Source organism: Paenibacillus sp. FSL R10-2734 (genome assembly GCF_037963865.1).
GTDB lineage: Bacteria > Bacillota > Bacilli > Paenibacillales > Paenibacillaceae > Paenibacillus_AQ.
This window is the reverse complement of the sequence record NZ_CP150170.1, coordinates 1155055-1180775: the sequence shown is the minus strand read 5'-3', so window position 1 is coordinate 1180775 and position 25721 is coordinate 1155055. Positions and strand designations below refer to the sequence as shown.

Annotated in this window: 17 protein-coding genes; 7 read left to right on the top strand and 10 right to left on the bottom strand. The window is 43.2% G+C overall.

What is annotated here, in order from left to right:
* Positions 1-35 precede the first annotated feature (35 nt).
* Together NSS67_RS05260 and NSS67_RS05255 are read right to left on the bottom strand one after the other, a co-directional pair.
* Positions 36-1379 (bottom strand): ABC transporter ATP-binding protein, encoded by a 1344-nt coding sequence (locus NSS67_RS05260; RefSeq protein ID WP_339318642.1) that lies wholly within the window; start codon positions 1377-1379, stop codon positions 36-38.
* Positions 1369-2166: an ABC transporter permease gene (locus NSS67_RS05255; RefSeq protein WP_339318641.1), complete on the bottom strand. Its 798-nt coding sequence runs from the start codon at positions 2164-2166 to the stop codon at positions 1369-1371. Before NSS67_RS05255 ends, NSS67_RS05260 begins: the two co-directional genes overlap by 11 nt.
* Positions 2167-2685: 519 nt before the next feature.
* On the opposite strand from NSS67_RS05255, the gene NSS67_RS05250 reads away from it, so the two are divergent.
* From NSS67_RS05250 to NSS67_RS05230, 5 genes are all read left to right on the top strand, one after another.
* Entirely contained in the window at positions 2686-2862 is a 177-nt protein-coding gene (locus NSS67_RS05250; RefSeq protein WP_339318640.1) for a hypothetical protein, read from the top strand.
* 605 nt (positions 2863-3467) lie between these two features.
* Positions 3468-3641, top strand: coding sequence for a hypothetical protein (locus tag NSS67_RS05245; protein ID WP_339318639.1), 174 nt, complete (start codon positions 3468-3470; stop codon positions 3639-3641).
* A gap of 861 nt (positions 3642-4502) precedes the next feature.
* On the top strand, positions 4503-5381 hold the full coding sequence (gene rfbA, locus NSS67_RS05240) for a glucose-1-phosphate thymidylyltransferase RfbA (protein WP_339318638.1): 879 nt from the start codon (positions 4503-4505) through the stop codon (positions 5379-5381).
* A 20-nt stretch (positions 5382-5401) separates the two neighbouring features.
* Entirely contained in the window at positions 5402-5956 is a 555-nt protein-coding gene (gene rfbC / locus NSS67_RS05235; RefSeq protein WP_339318637.1) for a dTDP-4-dehydrorhamnose 3,5-epimerase, read from the top strand.
* A 205-nt stretch (positions 5957-6161) separates the two neighbouring features.
* Positions 6162-8897 carry an O-antigen ligase family protein gene (locus tag NSS67_RS05230; protein WP_339318636.1) on the top strand — a complete coding sequence of 912 codons (2736 nt, stop codon included), beginning with the start codon at positions 6162-6164 and terminating at the stop codon, positions 8895-8897.
* Positions 8898-8967: 70 nt separating this feature from the next.
* Here NSS67_RS05230 and galU read toward each other — a convergent pair whose 3' ends face one another.
* The 8 genes from galU to uvrB all read right to left on the bottom strand — a co-directional run bounded on the left by galU (position 8968) and on the right by uvrB (position 23661).
* Complete coding sequence (gene galU, locus NSS67_RS05225; protein WP_339320506.1) at positions 8968-9855, bottom strand: UTP--glucose-1-phosphate uridylyltransferase GalU; 888 nt, start codon at positions 9853-9855, stop codon at positions 8968-8970.
* 285 nt (positions 9856-10140) lie between these two features.
* Positions 10141-12663, bottom strand: a complete 2523-nt coding sequence (locus tag NSS67_RS05220) for a U32 family peptidase (RefSeq protein WP_339318635.1) — start codon at positions 12661-12663, stop codon at positions 10141-10143.
* A gap of 520 nt (positions 12664-13183) precedes the next feature.
* On the bottom strand, positions 13184-13855 hold the full coding sequence (locus NSS67_RS05215) for a hypothetical protein (RefSeq protein ID WP_339320505.1): 672 nt from the start codon (positions 13853-13855) through the stop codon (positions 13184-13186).
* A 130-nt stretch (positions 13856-13985) separates the two neighbouring features.
* Positions 13986-15896, bottom strand: a complete 1911-nt coding sequence (locus NSS67_RS05210) for a stalk domain-containing protein (protein ID WP_339318634.1) — start codon at positions 15894-15896, stop codon at positions 13986-13988.
* Between the two features lie 30 nt (positions 15897-15926).
* On the bottom strand, positions 15927-17033 hold the full coding sequence (locus NSS67_RS05205; RefSeq protein ID WP_339318633.1) for a trypsin-like peptidase domain-containing protein: 1107 nt from the start codon (positions 17031-17033) through the stop codon (positions 15927-15929).
* A gap of 152 nt (positions 17034-17185) precedes the next feature.
* Complete coding sequence (locus NSS67_RS05200; protein WP_339318632.1) at positions 17186-17395, bottom strand: hypothetical protein; 210 nt, start codon at positions 17393-17395, stop codon at positions 17186-17188.
* 938 nt (positions 17396-18333) lie between these two features.
* On the bottom strand, positions 18334-21207 hold the full coding sequence (gene uvrA, locus NSS67_RS05195) for an excinuclease ABC subunit UvrA (RefSeq protein WP_339318631.1): 2874 nt from the start codon (positions 21205-21207) through the stop codon (positions 18334-18336).
* Positions 21208-21669: 462 nt separating this feature from the next.
* Positions 21670-23661 carry an excinuclease ABC subunit UvrB gene (gene uvrB, locus NSS67_RS05190; protein WP_339318630.1) on the bottom strand — a complete coding sequence of 664 codons (1992 nt, stop codon included), beginning with the start codon at positions 23659-23661 and terminating at the stop codon, positions 21670-21672.
* Between the two features lie 280 nt (positions 23662-23941).
* On the opposite strand from uvrB, the gene NSS67_RS05185 reads away from it, so the two are divergent.
* Positions 23942-24724, top strand: a complete 783-nt coding sequence (locus NSS67_RS05185) for a flagellar motor protein (RefSeq protein WP_339318629.1) — start codon at positions 23942-23944, stop codon at positions 24722-24724.
* Positions 24721-25551: a flagellar motor protein MotB gene (locus tag NSS67_RS05180; protein ID WP_339318628.1), complete on the top strand. Its 831-nt coding sequence runs from the start codon at positions 24721-24723 to the stop codon at positions 25549-25551. The genes NSS67_RS05185 and NSS67_RS05180 overlap by 4 nt, the downstream gene beginning before the upstream one ends.
* Positions 25552-25721 lie beyond the last annotated feature (170 nt).

Here is a 25721-nt window from a genome sequence, read left to right as displayed (position 1 = left end):
CTCATTACAAATTAAAATTAGTTATCTAAAACAACTTAAATTAATTGTTCAATTTTCATTCCAAGATCTACAATCCCAAACCCTAAAGAATCATGATGAAACTTCAAATGTATAAGATCGTACCTTCTATCTAGTGGTGGAGCCTCTAATCCAGGAATATCTTCAGCTATTCCTAATGAAATAAAGTAATCTCCTTCTACAAGTTGAGGAATAAAAGCAAACTGAACACAGCAAAAGTTAGCCTCGTTTTGTGAAGAGACCTCAATCGAATCATCTCTAGAATTATTTCCATAAACAGTGACGCCATCTACTGTCTTAATAGTTAGACCATATATCGGAGAAGTCACTTTATCATTAAACTTCACTTTCATGATTATTTGAAGTAATTCCGACGAACTACAATCGATTGGATCTACCATATCGTTTGACAATACTAAATAATCTATAATTTCAGCTCTTTTATCTCCCCATCTAAATTCATTTTGATTATAACTCCTTCTGTTTTCACAGTTTGGGTTTAAATTCTCACTTGTAATAAATTCAATGATTTCTCGAGAATATTTCTTTTGTATTTCGGCATCTACTTCTCTACTTTGAATATTTGCCTCTAGAGTTTCAGTCGTATTATTCAGCTTTTTTTGTTTACCATAGAGTAAATCCAAGTAGGTATTAACAACCTCTTTCGGAAGTCCCTCTTGGATCAATTCTCCTTGATTAATTAAATAAGCGTAGTCACAATGTCTTATTAGAAGTTCGGTTGCATGTGTAACAAACAAAATAGTCTTGCCTCGTTCCTGAAATTCCTTAAACTTACGGAAACACTTGCTCTGAAAACGCACATCCCCTACGGCCAAAGCTTCATCAACAATAAGTATATCAGGATCTGTATGGACTGCAGTAGCGAATGCTAATCTTAGGAACATACCACTAGAGTAGGTCTTAACCGGTTGATCAATAAAGTGACCTATTTCAGCAAATTTTTCTATATCACTAAATCTATCATTAATTTCTTCTTTAGTTAAACCTAATATTGTCGCGTTCATATAAACATTCTCTCTTCCGGTAAATTCCGGATTAAAACCTGATCCTAATTCTAACAATGCTGCAATTCTACCATTAACTTCAATCTCACCACTAGTAGCTTTCAAAATACCCGTAATTATTTGTAACAGGGTACTTTTCCCAGAACCGTTTTGTCCTATTAAACCAATAGTCTTGCCTTTTGGGATATTTATACTAATATTATTCAAAGCATTGACTTCATTAAACTTTTTAAAATTTTTAAATAGCGAAGAAACCATTCTATCAGCAGGACTATTATATAAATAATATTTTTTACTAATATTTTTTATTTCTATAGCATTATTCTCAGATAACATCTGCAAATGCCCCTTTCAGCTTTGTAAAGAAATAATAACCGCCGACAAAAATCACAAATGATATACAGGTTATATTGCCCCATTGTATCCAGTTTGGCATTTCACCCCATAATACAATTTCTCTCATCTGCTGTATCACTATTCCAAGAGGATTAAAATTATAGATACCTTTCAAATAATCAGGAACATTTTCTATTGAATAAAAAACAGGTGATAGAAAAAGCACAATTTGAAGGACTAGAGTAACAATATAATTTGTGTCCTTAAAAAAGACGCCTAAGGCAGCCAAAAACCAAGCCAGTCCCATTGATAATAAAATAATTGGAAATAAAACAACTGGAATTAGAAGAATTGTCCAAGTCAAGGCTTGTCCCAAAAAAATGTTCATTATCATTAGTACAATTAAACTTATAAGTCCATTAAACAAAGCTGTTAGCATCAAGACAACAATCAGTATTTCAAGCGGAAAAATTATTTTTTTCACATAATTAACATTTGATTGAATAATCGTAGCTGACCGACTCAGAACTTCTGAAAATAAATTATATACAATCATCCCAGTAAAAAGCGTCAATCCAAAAATAAAGGTACTTTCATTTTCAGTGTTACCCCATTTAGACTTAAATATCTCACCGAATACGATAGTATAGATAATCAGCATTATTAAGGGATTCAAAATTGACCAGATCATTCCCAACATTGAACCTCTATATTTAACTAATATATCTCTCTTAGTTAGTTGTGTTATTAAATTTTTATTTTTTGAAATAGATGAAAAAACAGACATACTCTCTCTCCTTAATTTACAGATAAAATAAACTTTATATATTACATATAGTGAAGCAGTACTCTGGATTTCTTGTTAGCTAAGCTAACCCCCCCAGACTCTACCGTTAATAAATCGATATGTTATACATATTTGATTATACATTAAACCAATTACCTCCAAACATCGATTTCGACTTTTCCATGTATTCTTCACCTTTCTGAATCAGTTGGATTTTTATGTATAATACATAAAAATGAATTTCCACTGACTTTGAGTATAGTCTTATGCAAAAATAATATTGTCGTTACATATAAGAAAAGGAGATATCAGTGTCGAAACCAGTATACGGTAAAACCGATGCCTAGTCGAGAAAGGTTGAAAAAATGTCCAGCCCCATCTAGGTGTTAACTGTGGCATACATTAGCTTATACTACAAAAAAATAAAACTGGAGAAACAACACTATTTCCTTCCCATCACTTCCTTGCTGCTACTCATTGTTTATGCGTTGTCGCTCTTTATACGTGGCGTCACACTAAATGGCAATGAACCTACTATTTATACAATATGTATATACTGCAGTATTCATTATAGCGTTATATCTCTTGAAGCAAAAGAAACTAAATCTTGCCATTCAAAACACTGTGCTTGCGATCGAGTATGTCATTTTCGGACTTGGACTGCTGAATTGGCTCGTTGCTGGAAATTGGCTGTAGCCTGGTGCGCTCAACACTGTTATTAACAGTAAATATTTGGATGCTCTAATAAAAGACACGAACGACCTACGGCTTACGTCGATCTTCCAATATGCCAAAACTTATACCGCTTTCTTAATGGTTTTTATGTCGTTGCTGTATTTACTTTGGTCACTCGAAGAGCGGTGTGGAAAACAATAACTCATACATTCGTGCTTGTCCCAATCATCGCTTCGCTGTTGCTTACTTTATCTCGTGGTGGACTTGTTATGCTGCCGGTCTTGTTTATTATACTATTGTACTTCCTGAAACCTGCGCAACAGATTCTCTGGATTATTTAACTCGCGATTTCCGGTATCGGTGCCCTGACGATTTCCACTCCAATCACTACGTTTAGCACAGAGTTGAACACAACCTTCACCTCATCTTCGAGGGTTGAGACTTTAGCTTACCAGCTCACCGCCTCCGTGGTGATTGCCGTTCACTGTTGGTTTATCCAACCCCAACTGGCTCCTCGTCTAAAGCAGGAGTTGGAATGATGGTCTTCGCGCAAGCTTGCCGGACTGTAGCTCCCGCCCGCCTCTGTTGCACTCAGCAATTATGGCTTTCTGCTCATAGGTACGAGCATGAGTGATATTTTTCCAGACATTATTCAGACACGTGTGGAAAATATCTATTTTAAGCAGCACAGTTTATTGGAACGTATCACTTTCTACAAAGATGCCATGAAGGTCGTCAAGGATAATCCGATTTTGGGTGCCGGTGTTGGAGGCTGGGCATCCTTAAATGAGAAATATTAGAACAACCCGTACACAAGCTGTCAGGTCACAACTTTTTGCTACATTATTGAATTGAGATGGGAATTGTAGGCTTTATCATCTTTATGAACTTTATCGTTTATATTTATAATAAATACATCCGCGCTTATCTGAAGCGGGGCGACGGAGACTTTGATAATGGCTTCATTTATTTCATTTCAGTATCAAAGCCTCCATGCAGGCTCATAATTTTTTGGACTTTAATTTAAGTTATGAGTTCATGGGGATTCTGGTCTTTATTGTCCTCGCAGGAAGGTTCCATTATGAACGCCAGTAAGGCCATGCAGCTGATTCGAGTCACTAACTCTTATGAGGATATTAAATCTCCGCTGGATCAACAGGTATTTACGTAGACTCAGGATGAGCAATATTTAGCGGTATCTTACTCTGTGCTGTCCAAGGCACTGATTGGTCGCATTGAGTATCTTCCAAACCTAGGTACCGGAAATTTCACCGCAACACGCTTAGATGCAAAAGCCGATAATCTCCGCTATCTGCTCCGGTGTCGCCACCAAAAACACGAAACGGTATGAGGACACGCTAGCTTTTTAAAGTTGTTCGAATTTTCCGCACTCGACTGCTCCACAGCACTAAAGAGCGTATTGTGATCGCCTTCGTCTACGTGTACCCGGAGGGTCATCCCGATTCAGTCTTGCAATGAAAAATCAATAATATTGTAATTTTTAGAAATCGTCGTATTTACTATTAAACATTGGTTAAGCTTCCCTTCTCGCTTTAATAGACAAATTAAGGCCATCAAGCGTAGAATAGAATAGATTAATTACGCAATTGTTCATACGAACCCCATAATTTATATGTAGTTAAGGAGAGTTGATTCCGTTTATGAAAGGCATTATTCTTGCGGGTGGAAGCGGAACGCGCCTCTATCCGCTTACAATGGTAACCAGTAAACAGTTGTTGCCAATTTATGACAAACCAATGATCTACTACCCCTTGTCCACGCTAATGCTGGCTGGCATTAATGACATCCTAGTTATTTCAACAGCAGAGGATACCCCTCGTTTTGAAAATTTACTCGGCGATGGTTCTCAATTTGGAATTTCGCTGCAGTACATTGTTCAACCAAGCCCAGACGGGTTGGCCCAAGCTTTTATTATAGGCGAAGAATTCATCGGAGACGATTCAGTCGCAATGGTCCTTGGAGATAACATTTATTACGGAAATGGGATGACCAAACTTCTTAAACAGGCAGCTAAAAAAGAACGCGGTGCAACCGTATTCGGCTATCATGTACTTGATCCAGAGCGATTTGGCGTAGTTGAATTTGATAGCACCGGTAAAGTGCTAAGTGTGGAAGAAAAGCCGGAACATCCAAAATCCAACTATGCGATTACAGGCTTATATTTTTATGACAATCGCGTCGTATCTTTGGCAAAGGAAGTGAAGCCTTCGAGTCGGGGTGAGCTTGAGATCACCTCGATTAATGAAGCTTACTTGAAAATGGGAGAATTGGACGTTGCCTTACTAGGCCGAGGCTTTACTTGGCTCGATACCGGTACACATCAGAGTCTGGTCGATGCGACTAATTTTGTCAGAACAATTGAGGATCATCAAGGCATAAAGATTTCCGCACCGGAAGAAATTGCATATATTAACGGATGGATTACCAAAGAGCACCTGTTGGAGTGCGGGCAAAAACTAAGTAAGACAGGATATGGACAATATCTGATCAAGGTAGCTACTGGTAAAATACAATATTGAAAAGCGGGAGAGAGTCACTCATGAAAATCATTCAAACAAAACTAGAAGGCGTTCTAATTCTCGAACCGGCTGTCTTCGGGGATCACCGAGGCTGGTTTATGGAAACTTATAGTGAGAATACATTCAAAGAAAATGGTCTCTCTTTTGATTTCGTGCAAGATAATCAATCCTATTCGGCTACTAAAGGAACACTTCGGGGACTTCATTATCAATTAAATCCTAAAGCACAAACAAAACTTGTTCGTTGTACGCGTGGATCTATTTTTGACGTCGCTGTCGATGTTCGCAAGGGAAGTCCTACTTTCGGTCAATGGTTCGGAATTAAACTTTCAGCCGAAAATAAAAAACAATTGCTTATTCCCAAGGGCTTTGCTCATGGTTTCATGACATTAGAGGAAGATGTTGAGGTCCAATATAAAGTGGATGAGTTATATGCACCGGAGTGTGATGGGGGAATTCTTTGGAATGACCCTTCAATAGGAATTGAGTGGCCTATAGATGTAGTACCAGTGTTATCGGCCAAGGACAAAAATGCACCTCTTTTAAAGGATACCCATCTTAATTTCAATTTTTAAGATAATTTCATTCATTTAAATTCGTAACGTACCATAAAAACATTGGCCTGAAACCCTAAATCCCAACTCGGATCTTAAGGTTTCAGGCCAAATATATTTATATCGACTAACTAACCTAGTCGCATGACTTATTAATTAGTACAAGACTATGTCAATAAAATTATGCTAAAATATTGTCGTACCTACAGGAAAAGGAGATTATAACGTGTCGAAACCAGTATACGGTAAAAATGCAGCTCAGTCGCGAAATGTTGAAAAGACAGCAAGTCCGATTTGGGCCTTGGTTGTTGCTTTTATTTTATTTTTATGTTGGGCCCCATTTCAAGTGGGATTATTTAACGGACAGCAGTTAGACTTCGAGAAGCCCATATATGTGTCCGCGCTAGTAAGTGGACTTTTGCTGCTTGTCTGCGTTGGCTTATACTACAAAAAGTTCAAACTAGATGAACAGAGGGACTTAGTAGCTTCAACTTCAATATTACTACCTCTGACTTATGCTCTATCATTGTTTGTCGCGGTTTCTCATTATATGGCGATGAATATGCTGTTTATTCAGAGCATGTATGTTGCAGTCTTCATTATAGCCTTTCATCTCTTGAAGCAAAAGCAAGTAAATGTTGTCATTCAGAATGCTATTTTAGCAATTGCTTATTTCATAGTAGGTTTTGGACTTTTAAATTGGCTAGGTAGCAGTAAATTAGCGGGAGCTTTCGTGGGTTGGTTCTCGAACACCGTTAGAAACGGTATCTACTTAGATGCAGTTATGACGGATTCTAATGGACTTCGTCTGACTTCGATCTTTCAATATGCAAATACTTACGCCGCCTTCTTGATGGCCTTTCTGTTTGTATCGATATTCGCCCTTATTCGCACTAAGAAATGGTATGGAACATTGACACACAGCTTTATGTTAGTTCCCATTATTGTATCGATCTTATTAACATTATCGCGCGGTGGCTTAGTATTGCTACCTGTTGTGTTCATTTTACTTCTATTGTTCTTGAAACCCGCACAGCAAATCCTCTGGATTCTGCATCTTGGCGTTGCTGGTATTGCTTCATTGCTCATTACGACTCCAGTGACTAACCTGGGAATAGAGTTAAATGCGAATTTCACTTCTTCTGGCGCCTTAAAAGGCTGGGGATACCTGCTTGGAGCTTCACTAGCAGTTGCTGTGGTATCTTGGGCCATTCAGCGTTTTGTCGCGCCTTGGCTGGAAGAGAGGCTAAGTAATTGGTCTTCGCGTAAACTGACAGGTTTATGGATCCCACTCGGTTCTGTTGCTCTCGTCGGTATTGTAGCTTTCCTGCTGATAGGCACAAGTGCAAAAAATATCTTACCTAGCAATATGGCGACTCGTCTCGAGAACATCAACTTCCAGCAACATAGCGTACTCGAGCGGATTACTTTTTATAAAGATGCCTTGAAGGTAGTTAAAGACTATCCGATCCTTGGTGCTGGTGGTGGTGGCTGGTCCTCACTGTATGAGCATTATCAGAACAACCCTTACACTAGCCGCCAAGTGCATAACTTCTTTTTACAATATTTGATTGAAGTTGGGATCCTTGGGTTCATCGCATTTATGGGATTCATTTTGTATATTTTCTATAAATACATCCGTGGGTATGTGAAACGGGATAAAAATGATTTTGAGAATGGTTTCTTTTATCTAATTATTGCTCTATCTATACTTGTGCACAGTCTACTCGATTTCAATATGAGTTATGCTTTTATGGGGATACTCGTCTTCCTTGGACTAGCAGGTATGGCAGTAGTCATGGATAGCAAACAGCTAATAAGTAAAAGTTGGAATAAAACCGGTTTGCGACTTGGATATTTCGCTGTACTCACGGTAGGCTCAGTATTCCTGATGTTCCTCTCAATTAGCTATATTGGTTCCAGTAATGCTGCCCTAAAAGGTAAAACTTTAATTGGGGTTAGTACTTCTTACGAAGAAATTAAGAAACCATTAACTGAGGCTCTAAAAACACGTCCAGGTCATCCGGAGTCAGCCTTGTACCTAGCCTCTTTAGATCAACAGGTTTTTAGCCAAAACCAAGATGAGCAATTTCTAAATGAGGCTTATAGCGTGCTGACTCGCGCACTCGAAGATGAGCCATACAATAAAAATCTTCTAACTCAATTGGTAAGCTATTATGATTTAAAAGGCCAACGTGATCTCGCGTACGGTGTTTACCGCGACAATGCAGATAAGTTCAACTGGGATATTGAATGGTACGACACACTCATTAGCCGTTCCTTTGCATTAGGTCAACAAGCACTTAATCAAAAGGATGACGCTAAGAAGGAGGAGTATTTCACAGAAGAGTTTAATGCATACAATCATGTTCTCGCCGGGGTAGAACATCTGAAGACACTTCCACCAGAACAATTGCAAGGACGACCATTCTCAGTAACACCAACTATAGCTTTGAACGTCGGTAAAATGCAGCAAATCTCTGGACAGGCTGAAGATGCTGCTGCTACCTTGAAACTTGGCTTTAATGAAAGTTACGCAGATATCATTAACAATGGAACACTCTGGGATATGAACTGGTATGATGCGCTCATCAACCGCGCTTATGAGCTGACAGAACAAGCTCGTGCGGGGCAAGACGATGCTAGTAAACTACTTAATCTCAAGATTGGGCTACAAGCTTATAACCAAGTGGTTGGTGACCACGCAATTCTTACTCCAAGCATCGCTCTGAATGCGGGCAGAATTCAGTTGATGTCTGGGCAGTTACAAAATGCTATTGGGACCTTGAAACTTGGTCTGAGTGATGATTTCACAAATGCAACGAATCGTGAGATTGCTCGTTGGTACCTTGCTGCATTGAAGAAATCAAACAATGAGGATCAAACAGTCTATGATAAGTTGATCGCAGCTGATCCTGCAGAAGCAGCTCAGATCGAGACAATCGTAAACACACAGTTTTAAAGAAAGAAATGAAAATAGCGTGCCACTGTGATTACAGTGGCACGCTATTTTTCGATGATATGAGTTCTACTTAAAGCCCTGCCTTAGCAACCTCACTATCGACAAGCTCTTTCATATAACGAAGTAAATCATCTTTAAGCTCTTCATGCTGAAGTGCATAATGTATAGTGGTCTGTATGAACCCCATCTTCTCCCCCACATCATGACGCTTGCCTTCAAAGTCATAAGCAATAATCCGCTCCACTTCACTTAAGCGGGAGATGGCATCCGTCAGCTGAATTTCTCCACCTACGCCCACCTGCTGCTCACCAAGCATATCAAAGATACGTGGAGTTAAGATGTACCGTCCTAGAATCGCTAGATTAGAAGGAGCATCTTCTCTCTTTGGCTTCTCTACTAGACGGTTGGCCTTATAGACCCTCTCAGCCAATTCAGTTCCGTCCACCAATCCATAGCGGGAAACTTCTTCCCAAGGCACAGGCTGGACTCCCACGATGGAGGATTTGTACTGCTCGTATACTTCCATCATCTGTTTGAGACACGGTTTGTTTGCTTCAACAATATCATCACCTAGCAGAACTGCAAACGGTTCATTGCCTATGAATTTACGAGCACACCAAATCGCATGTCCAAGACCTCTTGGTTCTTTTTGGCGAATGTAATGGATATCAGCCATCTCGGAAGATTTACGAACGGATTCAAGTAGCTCCCACTTCTGCTTCTCAGCTAAGTTAAACTCAAGTTCAAAAGAGTTATCGAAATGGTCTTCAATCGCACGTTTGCCTTTCCCCGTCACGATAATAATATCCTCGATTCCGGAAGCAACTGCTTCTTCCACAATATATTGGATCGTCGGTTTATCTACAATCGGCAGCATTTCTTTAGGCATTGCTTTGGTCGCAGGCAAAAAGCGTGTACCAAGACCTGCTGCGGGAATAATGGCTTTACGAATTTTCATCATATTAACTCCTTCTGTCGGTTACTCTTCCATCTTAAATACTCTGTATAGTAAAATGGCATATTTCCTTTAATTATAGCAGTTATAGCAGATTAATGTCAGAGTGTTTGTTATATTTGTATATCAATTCCAATCAAATCGGAGATGGATGAGATGCTTTACTATCTCGTACGATATACTATCTAGTATATGCAAGTAATGAGGAGGACGAGATGATATCTACAAAAAAGGGCCAAGCAACTCCAGCATATTCTGGTAGTCACCTAGCCCTATATCTTCCCTTTATTACTTCGCGTTCACCAATTGCCCCCGCGTAACCCCCAACTGATTGGTAGCCTTCAAGCTCTTCCATACTTGCGTACCTGAGATCTCGCCACGCAGTGCGCGGCTGTAAAGGCTAATTACCTCGGCCACTTGCTCTGGTGTTTCTTCCAGGAACTCCACGCGGTACGAGGATACACCCAGATCACGGAAATTGTTCAAATACTCCGCACCAGACTGCTCGACTGCGTTATAGACGGTATTACGGCAGCCTTCATCCACACGAACTGGATGTGACATTCCAATACGGTCTTGCAAAGAAGCACGGTGATCTTCGCATGGGCGTCCACAGTTCGTAAAGTCTGTACCTTCACTCATGAAGGTGCAGTATACACAGTGCTCTGTGTGGAACATCGGCAAATGCTGATGGATTACGATCTCCATGCGAGAAGTATCGCTGTGTTCAAGTAGATCAACCATCTGTTGAATGTTCAGATCGTAAGAAGGCGTAACCACGTCACAGCCTGCTTCGAGGAAAAGATCCACTGCCTTATGATTGGCGATATTCAGCGAGAAATCGCCAATCAGGCGTGGATGCACAGCATCCGGTTGCTCCTGACGGCGGCGCAGATAATAATACAGCGCACCGGTGTTGCGTACTAACACGGCATCAGGCTGCAGGCGCAGGATATTGGCGTGGTAGCCATTCTCGCCCGGCATATGAATGCGCGGCGTGGCCAGCGCGATGCTGGCCCCTGCAGCCCGTACCGCATCTACCGCGGCCGGGAACTGCTTGATAAACTCGAAGTCGGCGTAGATGTTTCTCACGCCGGCCTCGAGTGCAGCCTGCACCTGCGGCAGGCTGCGGCACAGCGCGGTGAGCTCCGCTTCACCACCGTGATCAGGAGCGACGCCCCTGCGGGTAGCGTCGCCGTAGACCTCGATCGCCCGTTTCACGTAAACGGGCGGTTTCGGGCGCTCGCCCGCAAGCAGCTCCACCGCTTGGCGGCGGATGCTGTTCAGCTCGCGCATAGGGACGATCACGTCGCCTTGCAGATGCGACTCTAGCGCGTCAAGCTGGAACACGGTCCCGCCCAGGCGGCCGAATTGTTCTTCCAGCAGCGCGGCATCCATCGGACGCTTTTGCGCTGTTTCCAGCGCGAGCTCCGAGTCCACACGGACGGTAACATTCTTCTGAACGTCCGTCCACCAAGTCGTCAGCTTCTCGCCGACGCAGCCCTGCACTCGCACATGTACCGGGAATACCCGGTACGGCTTCTCGGTTTCATATGTCTGACGAAGCGCTTTATCTAGCGCAGGGTCATTCGTCTTCCAAATGCGGTCACCGACATTTAGACGACGCAAATCAACATCATTACGACCGGCTACGATGTCAATGATCCAACCTTCTCCGGCTTCGCCTTCGAGCTTCACACCTTTACGACGAAGGTCGTAGACGCGTCCACCTTCTTCTTTTTTCGTCGGATCCCCTGCATCAAACACAATTCCGTCTCCCCGCTTAAGCGGTGCATGAATACGGCACACTACGCCGTCACGAAGAATTTGCTCAACCGTTCCGAGATATACACCCCGACTTTTCGGGAAAGTGCCGTCTACGAGTTTTTTATTGTTCGTTCCGTCTAGAAAACCATGCGTAAACCCACGAGAGAAGCTTTGTTGCAGCTCGCGCACTTCTTCCTTCGATGGTTTAGACATATCCCCATCAAAATACCGGTCAATCGCTTTACGGTATTTACTAACTACATTCGCAACGTATTCCGGGGTCTTGAGACGACCTTCAATTTTGAAAGAAGTTACACCTGCCTCGATCAGCTCAGGCATAAGATCAATAGCTGCCAAATCCTTAGGGGAGAGCAAATAAGTCACATCACCCATAGGTTTAACTTCACCATCCACCATCAGATCATAAGGCAGACGGCAAGCTTGAGCGCATTCTCCGCGGTTAGCGGAACGTCCACCCCACATTTCAGAAGTTAGACATTGACCCGAATAAGAGACACATAGAGCTCCGTGCACGAATACTTCCATCGGCAGGCGGGCTTGCTCCCCAATCGTCTTAATTTGCTTCAGATTGTTCTCACGGCCTAATACCACACGTTCCAAATCGAAAGGCTTAGTAAACTCGACCGCTTCCGGTGAAGTAATCGTCATCTGCGTCGAACCATGAATCGGGAAATCCGGTGAGATTTCACGAATCATTTTGACCAAACCTAAATCCTGTACAATTACCGCGTCCACGCCAGCATCAACACAAGCGTCAATCAGTTCTTTTGCATCGGACAATTCATTTTCAAAAACCAATATATTAAAGGTCAAGAAACCCTTCACGCCATAGCTGTGCAAAAACGCCATAATTTCCGGCAGCTCGTCCATACGAAAGTTATTCGCTCTAGCCCGTGCATTAAACTTCTCTACGCCAAAAAAGATAGCATCTGCTCCGTTCGCCACCGCTGCACGCATACAGTCCCAATCACCCGCAGGTGCCAACAGCTCCACGTCTTCTCTGCGTATTTGTTGCTCTTTCATTTATATCCTCCCAAACCGCCATTTGACGGGTCATTTCTAGTTGCTTAACTTGATAATTGTATCAAATATCACATCTCAGCGCCATGTGTTTACCAACATTTATATAGTACAATGTGCAGATTGCTATCAATGTCTGGTTCAAATCAGATAAATATATTCACTTTAAAATGAAACTATCTTTTTTCTAGTTCTGGACTGGCCGTGGCTATAGAGAATATTTGGACTTTCAGTTGCTCCTGTCTGCATCTGGATTGGTCTGGATTAATCCGCCTCTCCCCAAAATATTGTAGAAAATACATCTTTAATCCACTATACAGTGCTCCATCAACTAAATGTTGTACATAAAGCATCAATTTCAAACTCTTGCATCTATAAGTATCCAAAAAAGTTGCACTACGTACAACAATTCGCTAGAATCGCCGTAACATCCAATAAATTGTTGCATCAAATACACTAATCTTACCTTTAACTATTCACAGGATGCCCGCCTAGTATAACATTGGCCTCGAATCTCCTAGAACTAAAACAACCCTTCCGACAATCCTTCTACCGGCTCATAGTAACAAATATATGCATTTTTAATAATCGGGCGCAGGAGCCCCTTATCCACTAAGCTCTGCAACCACTTGCGAGCAGTGCGGAAATTTACATTATAATGATTCATAACGTCTTTGGGACGAATTCCTTTCCCCAAATTCCATGCTAAGCGTGTAACTTCTCTCTCTAAAGGAGAAATAGAATTCACTGAGCTTTTTCTGATTAAGGAGGGTCCAATAACCGTTTGTAGTAGCATTCGGCAAATCTCCGGGCGGTTCTGCACATCATCGAATGAAAAATGTATGATTTTCCATCCCATTCCCGTTAAAAAGGTGTCTCGGTTTAAAGAATAACTAAATCTTTCACGATCCATATCTTTAACATGACTCTGAAACCCGTCGCATTCTAGTCCAAACCGTCCGAATGGTGGGAGAAAGGCCACATCAAGAAACTGTGACTTGCGATTCCAATCATACACCTCATATTCCGGATGCAAATTGTCCAAGTTGCCGAATAGCGGCCACCAGACATTTTTAAGTAATAGTTTTTCAGCATATTGATGCCCTCTAAGTAATCGTCCTCTCCGCTCCCCCGTCCTGAGGCTTAAATGCCCCTCTAGTAGTAGCCGATGTTCATTCTCAAAATCCAAACTCATCATTTAGTTACCTCCCCTTCGCATAAAAAAAGAACGCCCCAAGCCAAATCGGCAACTAGGACGTTCTTCGTCTGATTAAATTATACTATACTTCATTTCAACCGCCTTACATCTTGCATCACAACTCTCACTACTCACCCACAAACCGAAACGACCCCACCGTCTTATCCAAAACCGCCTGCTGCTCCTCAGTAGCATTAGCATCATTCAGCGTAAAGGTAATCGTGTAGACGACCTCATTTTTGCCAAACACGACTTGCTTGCTGCGGAGAGGGACACCATTTTTGATTTGTTGTACAGTAATGATCGTGGCGGGAACACCCGCAAAGGTAGACTCCACTATACTTTCAACGCGAGGACCTTTGGGATCATTATTTTTATTCTGATAAGAATCTTTGATTACATTAACTGCATAATCCACTGAGCCCTCGGGATTCGTGTTGATCTGAAAGCGACCTCCAATGAAGCGGTATTCTACCGACTGTGTCTCGAATACATCCTGATAAGGCGTCCATAAACGCGGAATATCGATGGCATAGCCGTATCTTTGGGATACTTTGGTTACCGTTTTATTCTTGAGCGTCTTATAATCATCGCTAGCGAGTCGCCCGAAGTTCTCCTTCATGTGATCAAAATCAATATCAATAGAGGATATAACAGCTTTAAATTTGGCCTTATCGTCTTCTTGCCCAGCAGGTGTTACATATTCAAAATAATAACGATACCCATTCTTAAGCACGAGCACCTGATATTCTGTCGTCCACCCGTTGCCGAAATTTAATTGTGACTCAATTATTTGTGCAGGTACGCCGGAAACATCCGACTTCATGTTGTCCTTAATTACATACGCGTCCGCTACAAAGTTCTCTTGCGTTTTCGTCTTCAACTCTTCTGCCCAGCTCTCTAGTGTTGAACCAGCAGGTGCCGACGTAACCGCCACACTCAGATGACTTCCTTGCTTACTCTCATAATAAAAATACTGCTCATCCTTACTCCAAGCCGCAGGAACCTGAAGTGAAATGCCATAGTCCTCATTATAGGCTTCACTCAGGCCGTTCTTTACAGTAGAGAGATCACGGATTTTGTTATCCTTGGTGTCAAAAAAGGGCCGAAAAGAGCTCAGAAAACCCTCATATTTAGCTAAGTCTTTATAATTAGTGGCTTTTTCATCGGTCAAATAAATCTCGTAAAGTCTGCCTTCAGTATAAATCAGCCTGCTTTCCCAGAGCGCTCCGCTGGAATCTTTACTAACCAATCTTGCATAGGGTACAGAGGCCTTTGGGAAAGACTCCCGATCTAATATTAACTCCCCACCTTCTTCAACTTCTCGAACTAGCTGTTCCAGCAGCCCATCTGCATCCACCGAAACCGCCCGATCACTTGCATGAATCTCTAAATAATAAAGATTGTCCGCACTTGAAAAGGTAGCCACACTCTCATCTCCACCGCTATTCCCAGCAATTAGTTCAGACGGATAATTCAGTGTCCATTGAAAATAGCTGTTCCCAATTAGAGTCTTCCCCTTATCGCTATCAATGCTAGTATCCACTGGCTCAGCTCCATCGTTGACTGCAGGAACCAGGGTAATCATTAGCTCACCGTCGTTACCTGGGGACAGGGCTGCCCCTAGTACACTCGCCACAAAACGCAGTGGCACCATCAACACACCTGAAACCATCCGAGGCGATGAGCTAAGCTTAACTTTGACCCCATCCTTCCAAGCGATAGTACTGCCAATCGTCATCAACCCTGTGTGAGATCCGTACGTTATTTTCACAACATCATTTCCCTCTAAAGAAACCATGCTGCCAAAAGTCTTTTTAAAAACCCCAAGCGGTACCAAAACGGTTCCGTTCTCCACAAAAGGGCGCTCGATTACAACTTTTTTCCCATTGACCGTAGCAGTGGTACTGCCAACTTTAAGACTGAGCTGTAGCTTGTCTGCTTCTGAAGCCAATGCTGTTTGTATTGGTAATAAAGAAAATAGCAATAATAAGGCCAGCATCGCGCACAATCCTTGTTTTAATACTTTAAAGCCCATATCCCGTCCCCCTCTCCAATTTCCGGATCACTATTCCGTGTGCTCGTCCCCATCCGTACCTGTACCCTCTTCACTTAGCAGGGGATCACCCTGAGTGAGCACAAGCTTGCGGATGACGATGTCCCCATCACTTTGCATAACCAGACGTACCGTCGTCCCTGGTGAATAGCTTTTGAATAATTCATTAATATCAACTAGTGAGACCACGCGGTGGCCATCAATGCTGTACAGGACGTCGTCTTCGGCAATCCCTGCCTTGAGAGCTTCTGCAGAAACCACCTTAGTTACGGTCAGTGGATCTAATGTTGGCAATCCCACAATCGTAGACCAACTCGCCTCTAACTCCAGCCCAAGACTCGGGTGCTGTACTTCACCATACTTAAAAAGCTGGTTCATAATATACTGCACGGTATCTGCCGGAATAGAGAAACCCATATTTTCCACACCCACTGCCGAGTATTTCAAACTGTTTATTCCGAGTACCTCGCCCTTCATATTCACTAGCGGTCCCCCGCTATTTCCGGGATTAATCGCAGTGTCGCTTTGGATTAGGCGGTAAGCCGCATCTATTTCACGGTCAAGGCCACTTATAACCCCCACGGTCGCTGAGTTTCTTAGAGAAAAGCTAATCGGTGTTCCGATGGCAACGACCTTCTCTCCAACTACTGTTTTGCCGGCTGATTGAATAAACTTTACAGGTTTAAGCGAGGTGGCATTGATTTTGATCAGCGCCAGATCACTAACTTCATCGAGATACGTTTCTTTAATGCTGTAAGTTTTGGAGTCCGAAGTCACCACCAAGGCATTCTCCAGATCCTTGATTACATGTGCATTAGTTACAATCCATCCATTTGACTTCACAATAATGCCAGAACCATGCGTCAGATTGTACCGATCATCCGACCCACTGTTGCCACCACTATCGTCTTTGCCGATAATGCCCACTACGGAAGGGGTGATACTTTTAATAATTCCTGGTACGGGATCTTCTGACGTTGTTGGATGTTTAACTTTGTTTCCTTGGGTAGTCGTGGCCGCGCTAACCATCTTAGTCGTACTTCCAAACGCAAAAACCGACTCACTCCATACTCCTGACAGCAGCACACCGAATAGCAGTAGGCCTAGCCCTTTCTTCACCAGCTTCTCCCCAATCCTCATTAACCTTCACCAGACCCTCTCTCTGCACATGGATAATTTTTACATTGTATAATTTGAAAAAAGACGCCTTCAATGCGCCCACGGCGTTAAAGGAGTCTTTTGGTGCAAAGCTGTTCAATTCAGTTCCTTCGTTAACTCAACCAATGCATCACCATGGCATAGTCAGAGATTACAAAAACCAGCAAACTAACCACTCCGAAACCAATGGCGAACTTGTTCTTTTGGGGAGCCCTAAGTAACCGCACGACTCCGACCAAGATTAGGATGGTAAACAAAATCATAAAAACATCAAAGGTATTAAATTTAGACGGTCCTTGCGCGGCAACTTCTGCAAGTAGCATTACCTTACCTCCTCAAAAATGTTGTCAAGCAAGATCCAGTATTGCCCATATTCTCTTCTATGTTATCGCTACCATTTGGGGGATGCAATAGGTTTTGTAGAAAAATTATGTATTTGTCGCAAAAAATATATTTTATCCCTGTGAAATTGAATAAATTGATGATATTGTTCATTGACGTTTGCTGTTTTCAATTGAAAATAATGTGTGCCTAACAGGTATGGTCAATCTTCGAGAAGGTAATTAAGAAAGTTATTTAGTGTCTTGGATGGGAGTTAGTATCTCGGTAGTCAATTTAGAATTTTGAGGTTAGGGATTAGAATTTAGAATTTAGAATTTAGAATTTAGAATTTAGAATTTAGAATTTAGAATTTAGAATTTAGAATTTAGAATTCAGAATCTAGAATCTAGAATCTGGATCTATAGTCTACACTTTTATGGATTAGGGAATTCCTCCCTAATAAACACGAGAATATCCTCGTTATGGATGAATTGCCTCGATAAATAGGGAAGTTTTCCCTGATTTGAGCTTCAAACCTGCAAAACATCAGTTTTTAGGGATACTTTCCCCAATCTAGTAACTGAAGCTTTTGATAGAGCTAAATGTGTATTACAATTAGTTATTTGTTTTTCAAGGAACCATCGAGCCTACTGTTATTCTAATACCCATTAAGTACACTTACAGTAACAGCATGCTCCTCATTAAATCTTACGACGGACATGCCCTACATATGCCTATCCCGTCTATTATTAAGCATTCTTTTTATAGAAGTCATATAGCTTTTACTAGAAAACTGACATCAGAACGGATAATGGCTCTAATTTACTGGTGACTACCAGCAATTGTACCGATCAATTGTTTTCCCAAAATAATAATAATTTCAGACAACAAACATTAAGGTCACGGCAAATTGCCGTGACCTTTATTGTTTGTTACCCTCTTAGGTTGTTTCCGCCGTCTCAAGCATAAGCGCTTCAGTCCGCTCCGTATCACGAATCAGCACCGGCTTCAGATACTTACCTGTGTAAGACTCCGTAACGGTAATGAGCTTCTCTGGTGTACCTGTTGCTAGTACAGTTCCACCGCCACTGCCGCCTTCTGGTCCCATATCGATGATATAATCCGCAGTCTTTATAACATCCAGATTATGTTCAATGACAAGGACCGATTCTCCGGAATCCACCAAGCGGTGCAATACCTCAAGCAGACGGCCGATGTCGTCCACATGCAGACCTGTTGTAGGCTCATCCAAAATGTAAAGTGTCTTACCCGTACTGCGACGATATAGCTCAGAAGCCAGCTTCACCCGTTGTGCCTCACCGCCGGATAATGTCGTACCTGGCTGACCGATTTTAATGTAACCAAGCCCAACATCCATCAACGTTTGCATTTTACGATGAATACGTGGGATATTCACGAAGAAATCTGTCGCATCCTCTACCGTCATCTCCAGCACGTCGGAAATGTTCTTTCCTTTATACTTCACTTCTAGCGTTTCCCGGTTATAGCGTTTGCCCTTACATACCTCGCAAGGAACGTATACGTCCGGCAAGAAGTGCATCTCAATCTTGATAATTCCGTCTCCACGGCAAGCTTCGCATCGTCCACCCTTTACGTTGAAGCTGAACCGGCCCTTTTGGAACCCGCGTACCTTAGCCTCATTCGTCTTGGAGAACAGATCACGAATGTCGTCGAACACACCCGTATATGTCGCTGGGTTAGAACGTGGTGTACGCCCGATTGGCGATTGATCAATTTCAATGACTTTATCGAGATTTTCCAGTCCACGAATTTCTTTATGCTCACCAGGACGAACCTTCACAGCCTTATTCAGTTGGCGCGCCAAGCTCTTGTAGAGAATCTCGTTAATAAGTGAAGATTTACCGGAACCCGATACCCCAGTCACGGCGGTAAAAACACCCAATGGAATCTTTACATTCACATTTTTCAGGTTATTCTCTTTAGCACCACGGATTTCTATCCAACGATCATCGGTAGCACGACGCTTAGCGGTTACCGGAATAAACTTACGACCGCTTAAATACTCACCAGTTAAGGAATTCGGATCGTTCATAATTTCTTCCGGTGTTCCCTGCGCCATAACTTGTCCACCATGAATACCTGCGCCCGGACCAATATCAATAATATAATCCGCTGCCATCATCGTGTCTTCATCATGCTCCACAACAATCAGCGTATTACCTAAGTCACGCATATGCGAAAGCGTTGAGATGAGGCGATCATTATCCCGTTGATGCAGACCAATACTTGGCTCATCCAGAATGTACAGTACACCCATCAGACTCGAACCGATCTGAGTTGCCAACCGGATACGCTGCGCCTCACCACCAGATAGAGAGCCTGCTGCACGGCTAAGTGTCAAATAGTCCAATCCGACATTCACCAAGAACCCAAGACGATTGCAGATTTCCTTAAGAATGAGATTGGCGATAGCTGTCTCTTTCTCACTTAACTTTATCTCTTCAAACCAATGCTGACAGTCACCAATCGACAGATCGGTAATATCCGAAATATTGCGTTCATTGATCGTCACAGCCAATATTTCTTTCTTCAGACGTTTGCCTTTACATACGTGACAAGGCTTGGCACTCATGAAGCCTTCGATAAATTCACGAATACCGTCAGATGCGGTCTCCCGGTAACGACGCTCCAGATTCGGAATGATCCCTTCAAAAGCAACCATCGCATCTTTCTTTTGTCCAAAATCATTCTCATATTTGAATCGAACCTTCTCACTACCTGTACCATGTAGTAGTTTATTCATATGATCAGTTGTTAAGCTGCTCACTGGAACGTTCTGTGGAATATTAAAGTGCTCACATACGGACTTCAGAAATTGCGGATAGTAATTAGAGGTACTTCCAGTCCAAGCTAAAAAAGCACCCTCTTCAATGGATTTCTCAGCATCAGGAATAAGCAAATCTGGATCGACTACCATCTTCAAACCGAGCCCGTCGCACTCCGTGCAGGCTCCAAATGGACTATTGAACGAGAACATACGCGGTGCTAATTCTTCAATACTGAAACCACACACTGGACAAGCAAAGTTAGAGCTGAAGAGAAGCTCTTCCTGCCCGATAATATCTACAAGGATTTTACCACCCGAAAGCTTCAGCGCTGTCTCCAATGAGTCTGTCAGCCGTGTCTCCATATCATCTTTAACGACAATCCGGTCCACAACAACTTCTATAGTGTGTTTCTTATTCTTCTCTAGTTCGATATCTTCAGACAGATCTCTTAGCTCACCGTCCACACGCACACGTACGAACCCTTGCTTAGAGATGTCTGTGAAGAGTCCTTTATGCTCACCTTTACGCCCTGAAATGATAGGCGCCAGGATCTGCAAACGAGTCTTCTCTGGATACTGCATAATCCGATCTACCATTTGCTCTACGGTCTGGGAGGTAATCTCAATTCCATGATCTGGACAATGAGGGTGACCGATCCGAGCGAAAAGCAACCGTAAATAGTCATAAATCTCAGTGACCGTACCTACTGTGGAACGTGGGTTGCGGCTTGTTGTCTTCTGATCTATAGAAATTGCCGGGGATAACCCGTCTATCGAATCTACATCCGGTTTCTCCATTTGACCCAAGAACTGACGTGCATAAGCGGACAAAGATTCAACATAACGCCGCTGTCCTTCGGCATAAATGGTATCAAATGCAAGCGACGACTTACCCGAACCGCTCAGCCCCGTCAGCACGACGAAACGGTCACGTGGAATCGTCACATCGATATTTTTGAGATTGTGCGCCCTCGCGCCTTTAATTACAATATTTTCGTTCGCCAACGGAACCTCTCCTTAATGAATCAAATATCAAAGCTTTATCAAAAGCTTTATCAAAAGCGTTTTCGATCCCTCCCAAACCCTCCCTTCCAAGGGAGGGCCCCAAGGGTTGCACCCTCTGGACACCCGCATTTTTTGGCGAAGGAGGTTGGGGGGACGGGACTTAGTGACTACGGCGTTCGGAGCGCTTATCCCTACGGGACCGCTTGGACGTTAGACGCACCTGCTAAGAGCAGGAAGTGCTTAGAAACACGCAACCGTCATAGACGTTGCGTGGCGCTGTCCCTGCGGGATACGCGCAACCAATCAAGAGCAGAAAACATAAAATCACAACAACTATTATAGCGTTTGCGAAGCGCCGCACCTATGAGATGCGCGTCCATCTATTTATTCAAAAAGAACGGCCTGGGACAGCACCGTTCAATTACATATATTAAATATCGGTGATGCATTTGAGATTGTTTATTACTCAGCCCGAAGCTCCAGCAATGCGTCACGCAGCTCCGCCGCGCGTTCGAATTGCAGATTCTTGGCCGCGTCCTTCATCTCGGCTTCCAGACGCTGAATCAGGCTTTGTTTCTCTTTCTTATTCATCTTGCCACCAACACCCGTGAGGTAATCAGCTTTGGACTCGGCAACCTTCGTTGCCTCGATGATGTCACGCACCTTTTTATTAATGGTAGTTGGGGTGATGCCATGTTTCTCATTATGGGCGATCTGGATGGCGCGACGACGCGATGTTTCGCTCATCGCCTTCTCCATCGAATCGGTGATCCGATCACCATACATGATTACACGACCCTCAGAGTTACGGGCCGCACGACCAATCGTCTGAATAAGTGAACGTTCGGAACGAAGGAAGCCCTCTTTATCAGCATCGAGAATAGCGACTAACGATACTTCCGGTAAGTCGAGACCTTCTCTTAAAAGGTTAATTCCCACCAGAACATGGAACGTTCCAAGACGAAGATCCCGTAAGATCGCCATCCGTTCAAGCGTCTTGATATCAGAGTGCATATAACGAACCTTAATCCCGATTTCCTTAAAGTAATCCGTTAAATCCTCCGACATCTTTTTCGTTAATGTTGTAACGAGAACACGTTCGTCTCGCTCCACACGATCACGAATTTCACTAATCAAGTCATCGATTTGTCCCTCTGTAGGACGAACCTCAATGATCGGATCCAAGAGACCAGTTGGCCGGATAATTTGCTGCACCATAGTGTCGCAGTGCTCCATTTCATACGGCCCTGGTGTCGCGGAAACATAGATGATCTGCTTCACTTTTTCTTCGAATTCTTCGAACTGAAGTGGGCGGTTATCTAGCGCAGACGGCAAACGGAAACCATGTTCAACCAATACCGTCTTTCGCGCCCGGTCACCGTTATACATCGCTCGAATCTGCGGAAGCGTTACATGGGATTCATCAATAACAATCAGCATATCATCTGGAAAATAATCCATTAATGTATATGGAGTTGCCCCTGGCTCACGGAAGGTGAGCGGTCCGGAATAGTTCTCGATCCCTGAACAAAAACCCACTTCCTTCATCATCTCTATATCATAACGTGTCCGCTGTTCCAGACGCTGAGCTTCCAGAAGCTTGCCTGCGTCACGAAGCACCGTTAAGCGATCTTCCAGTTCTTTTTCAATGTTGACAATGGCCACTCGCATCGTTTCTTCCTTAGTAACAAAGTGAGATGCTGGGAAAATAGCGATATGATCGCGTTCCCCGATTAGTTCACCCGTCAGTACATCAATCTCAGTGATTCGTTCAATCTCATCGCCGAACAGTTCTACCCGAATAGCATGTTCTCCCTGGGAAGCTGGGAAGATCTCAACCACATCACCACGTACACGAAACGTTCCGCGTACAAAGTTGATATCATTGCGCTGGTACTGAATATCCACAAGCCTGCTCAACATCTCATTACGCGGCTTTTCCATGCCTACCCGCAATGACAATAACATACTTCCATATTCCTTCGGTGAACCGAGGCCGTAAATACAAGACACACTCGCGACAATAATAACGTCACGGCGTTCGAACAAGGAGCTCGTCGCGGAGTGGCGCAGTTTATCAATCTCTTCGTTAATGCTGGAATCTTTCTCGATATAAGTATCGGAAGAGGGAATATACGCCTCTGGCTGGAAATAGTCGTAGTAGCTGACGAAATAGTCTACCGAATTATGCGGAAAAAACTCCTTAAACTCACTCGCTAGTTGGGCAGCCAAAGTCTTGTTGTGCGCAATAACTAGCGTCGGGCGGTTTAATTTGGAAATAACTTGTGCAACGGTAAACGTCTTACCCGTACCCGTTGCGCCCAGCAGCGTCTGGTGCTTCTTGCCCTGCCGGATGCCTTGTAGTAATTCCTCTATGGCATGAGGCTGATCGCCCTGGGGTGTATACTCGGACTCCAATTCAAAAGTCTTCGTACTGACGACAATATCACTCATTTGCCCGTCTCCCCTCTATCGTCTAAACTAGATTAATATATTATAATTGTTGTCTGAATGTTCTCTCTCCATACGATAGCAAACTAAAACGCTTTTGGCGTCTCTAAAAGACGTTAAGCGTTTGTGCGAGAATTATAAGAATTAAGTATAACGTGAAACTTATAATTAATTCTTATAATTAAAAAAATATGGAAGATAAGAATATGTGTTCCCGTTCATTATACAGTGTTGACTAGATCGATGCAAACCATAATACATAGAAATGTTAGGAGCTTGAAGCATGGATATTACTTCAATAATCGGCCTATTGGCTGGACTAGCTGCGTTAATCGGCGGCTATCTCTGGGAAGGCGGAAGCCTGTCAGGACTGCTGCAGCTTAACGCAGCTTTGATTGTATTTGGGGGGACATTTGCTGCCGTTATGATCAGCTTCCCAGCATCTAAGCTGCGCTCCATTCCAACAGCACTGCGCATGGCCTTCGGCAGCAACCCCGATCGTGATGTAGAGAAAGCAGAAGAACTCATCTCCATGGCAACAGTGGCCCGTCGCGGGGGCGTTTTAATGTTAGAAAAACAAGCGGAAGAACATCCGGATCCTTTTACACGTGAAGGTCTGCTCCTTATTGTCGACGGCACTGACCCAGAACAGGTGAGGCAAATTCTTGAATTAGAAATGGACGCCAAGGAATTGAAGCATGAGAGTTATGCTAAGATTTTTGAAGCCGCAGGTGGATATGCCCCAACGATGGGAATTATCGGGACGGTAATGGGCCTCATCCGTGTGCTAGGCAACCTTACAGATCCGTCAAATCTGGGCACGTCTATCGCAGTTGCATTTACCGCAACACTGTATGGTGTCGCCATCGCTAATTTAATATTTTTACCCATTGCTTCCAAAATCAAATCCCGCAGTCAAAGCCAGCTACATAGTATGGAAATGCTGCTTGTCGGCATTCTTTCCTTGCAGAACGGGGATCATCCCCTGCTGGTGCGTAAAAAACTGAACTCCTTCATCTCAGACACGGACACGAATGACCGCGCAGAAACTAGAGGTCTTCTATGAGACAAAGAGACCGGCGAAAGCGGCGTGTAGAAGCTCGGGAAAGCCGCGACCGCTGGATGATTACTTATGCTGATTTAATTACACTTTTACTTATATTTTTCGTTATATTGTATGCGATGAGCAGCTTGGACACTGACAAATATAATATTGTGACAGGCTCGTTATCCGAGACCTTCAAGTCTGGCAGCACTGTCCTTGAGGGTGGGGACGGCATTTTAGATGCTGGAAAGACATCTGTGAGTAAACCGGAAAGTACAATTAATAACTCAAATACAGCAGCTGAACCAAGCCCTAATACAGACGATAAAACCGTTAATGAAACCCCTTCGGCACGGGAGCTGGCTTTTCGAGAACAAGAGACAAAGCTTGCCGAATTAATGGGTGTGATCACCAACTATGTAGAACAAAATAATCTCGGAGAACAAATATTTGTTGCCGACAAACCGCAGGGGATAGAAATCACACTCAGTGACCGTTTTCTCTTCGATATAGGTAAGGCAGACCTAAAATCTCCAGCACTTCCTGCTCTTCAACAGTTATCTGGCTTATTCAGCGATATCGGTGCAAAGATCAGTATTGAAGGACATACCGACAATACGCCAGTATCTTCGGCTTCTCACTTTAACGACAACTGGGAGCTGTCTGGTGCTCGTGCACTGTCTGTACTGCGGTTTTTCTTAGATCGTGAAGGAATGACCCCCGACAATTTTCAATATGCAGGTTACGCTGATACCCGGCCGACTGCGAATAATACAACGGCAGCAGGTCAGCAAAAGAACCGCCGTGTAGAGATCATTGTGTTACGGCAGCTTCAGGATGTAGAGTAAATATAGCTGTACCCAGAGCTACGTCCGTTAGCTAGTGCCTGTGCGGGAGCCAATCTGCTAAGTAACATTACCAAGACGAGTACGCCCCTACTAATTACGGAAAACCTCCCTAATTATGTGCTCATTATCGTACCCAGGCGCGTAATTAGGGAATTCCTCCCTGATTAAAA

What these genes read in the sequence shown, in the direction of transcription:
- rfbA (WP_339318638.1), top strand. Translation starts at nt 4,503, where the DNA reads ATGAAAGGCATTATTCTTGCGGGTGGAAGCGGAACGCGCCTCTATCCG.
- NSS67_RS05260 (WP_339318642.1), bottom strand. Translation starts at nt 1,379, where the DNA reads ATGTTATCTGAGAATAATGCTATAGAAATAAAAAATATTAGTAAAAAA.
- uvrB (WP_339318630.1), bottom strand. Translation starts at nt 23,661, where the DNA reads ATGAGTGATATTGTCGTCAGTACGAAGACTTTTGAATTGGAGTCCGAG.
- NSS67_RS05200 (WP_339318632.1), bottom strand. Translation starts at nt 17,395, where the DNA reads ATGCTACTTGCAGAAGTTGCCGCGCAAGGACCGTCTAAATTTAATACC.
- NSS67_RS05245 (WP_339318639.1), top strand. Translation starts at nt 3,468, where the DNA reads ATGAGTGATATTTTTCCAGACATTATTCAGACACGTGTGGAAAATATC.
- NSS67_RS05215 (WP_339320505.1), bottom strand. Translation starts at nt 13,855, where the DNA reads ATGAGTTTGGATTTTGAGAATGAACATCGGCTACTACTAGAGGGGCAT.
- NSS67_RS05250 (WP_339318640.1), top strand. Translation starts at nt 2,686, where the DNA reads ATGGCAATGAACCTACTATTTATACAATATGTATATACTGCAGTATTC.
- NSS67_RS05220 (WP_339318635.1), bottom strand. Translation starts at nt 12,663, where the DNA reads ATGAAAGAGCAACAAATACGCAGAGAAGACGTGGAGCTGTTGGCACCT.
- NSS67_RS05185 (WP_339318629.1), top strand. Translation starts at nt 23,942, where the DNA reads ATGGATATTACTTCAATAATCGGCCTATTGGCTGGACTAGCTGCGTTA.
- NSS67_RS05180 (WP_339318628.1), top strand. Translation starts at nt 24,721, where the DNA reads ATGAGACAAAGAGACCGGCGAAAGCGGCGTGTAGAAGCTCGGGAAAGC.
- rfbC (WP_339318637.1), top strand. Translation starts at nt 5,402, where the DNA reads ATGAAAATCATTCAAACAAAACTAGAAGGCGTTCTAATTCTCGAACCG.
- NSS67_RS05210 (WP_339318634.1), bottom strand. Translation starts at nt 15,896, where the DNA reads ATGGGCTTTAAAGTATTAAAACAAGGATTGTGCGCGATGCTGGCCTTA.
- galU (WP_339320506.1), bottom strand. Translation starts at nt 9,855, where the DNA reads ATGAAAATTCGTAAAGCCATTATTCCCGCAGCAGGTCTTGGTACACGC.
- NSS67_RS05255 (WP_339318641.1), bottom strand. Translation starts at nt 2,166, where the DNA reads ATGTCTGTTTTTTCATCTATTTCAAAAAATAAAAATTTAATAACACAA.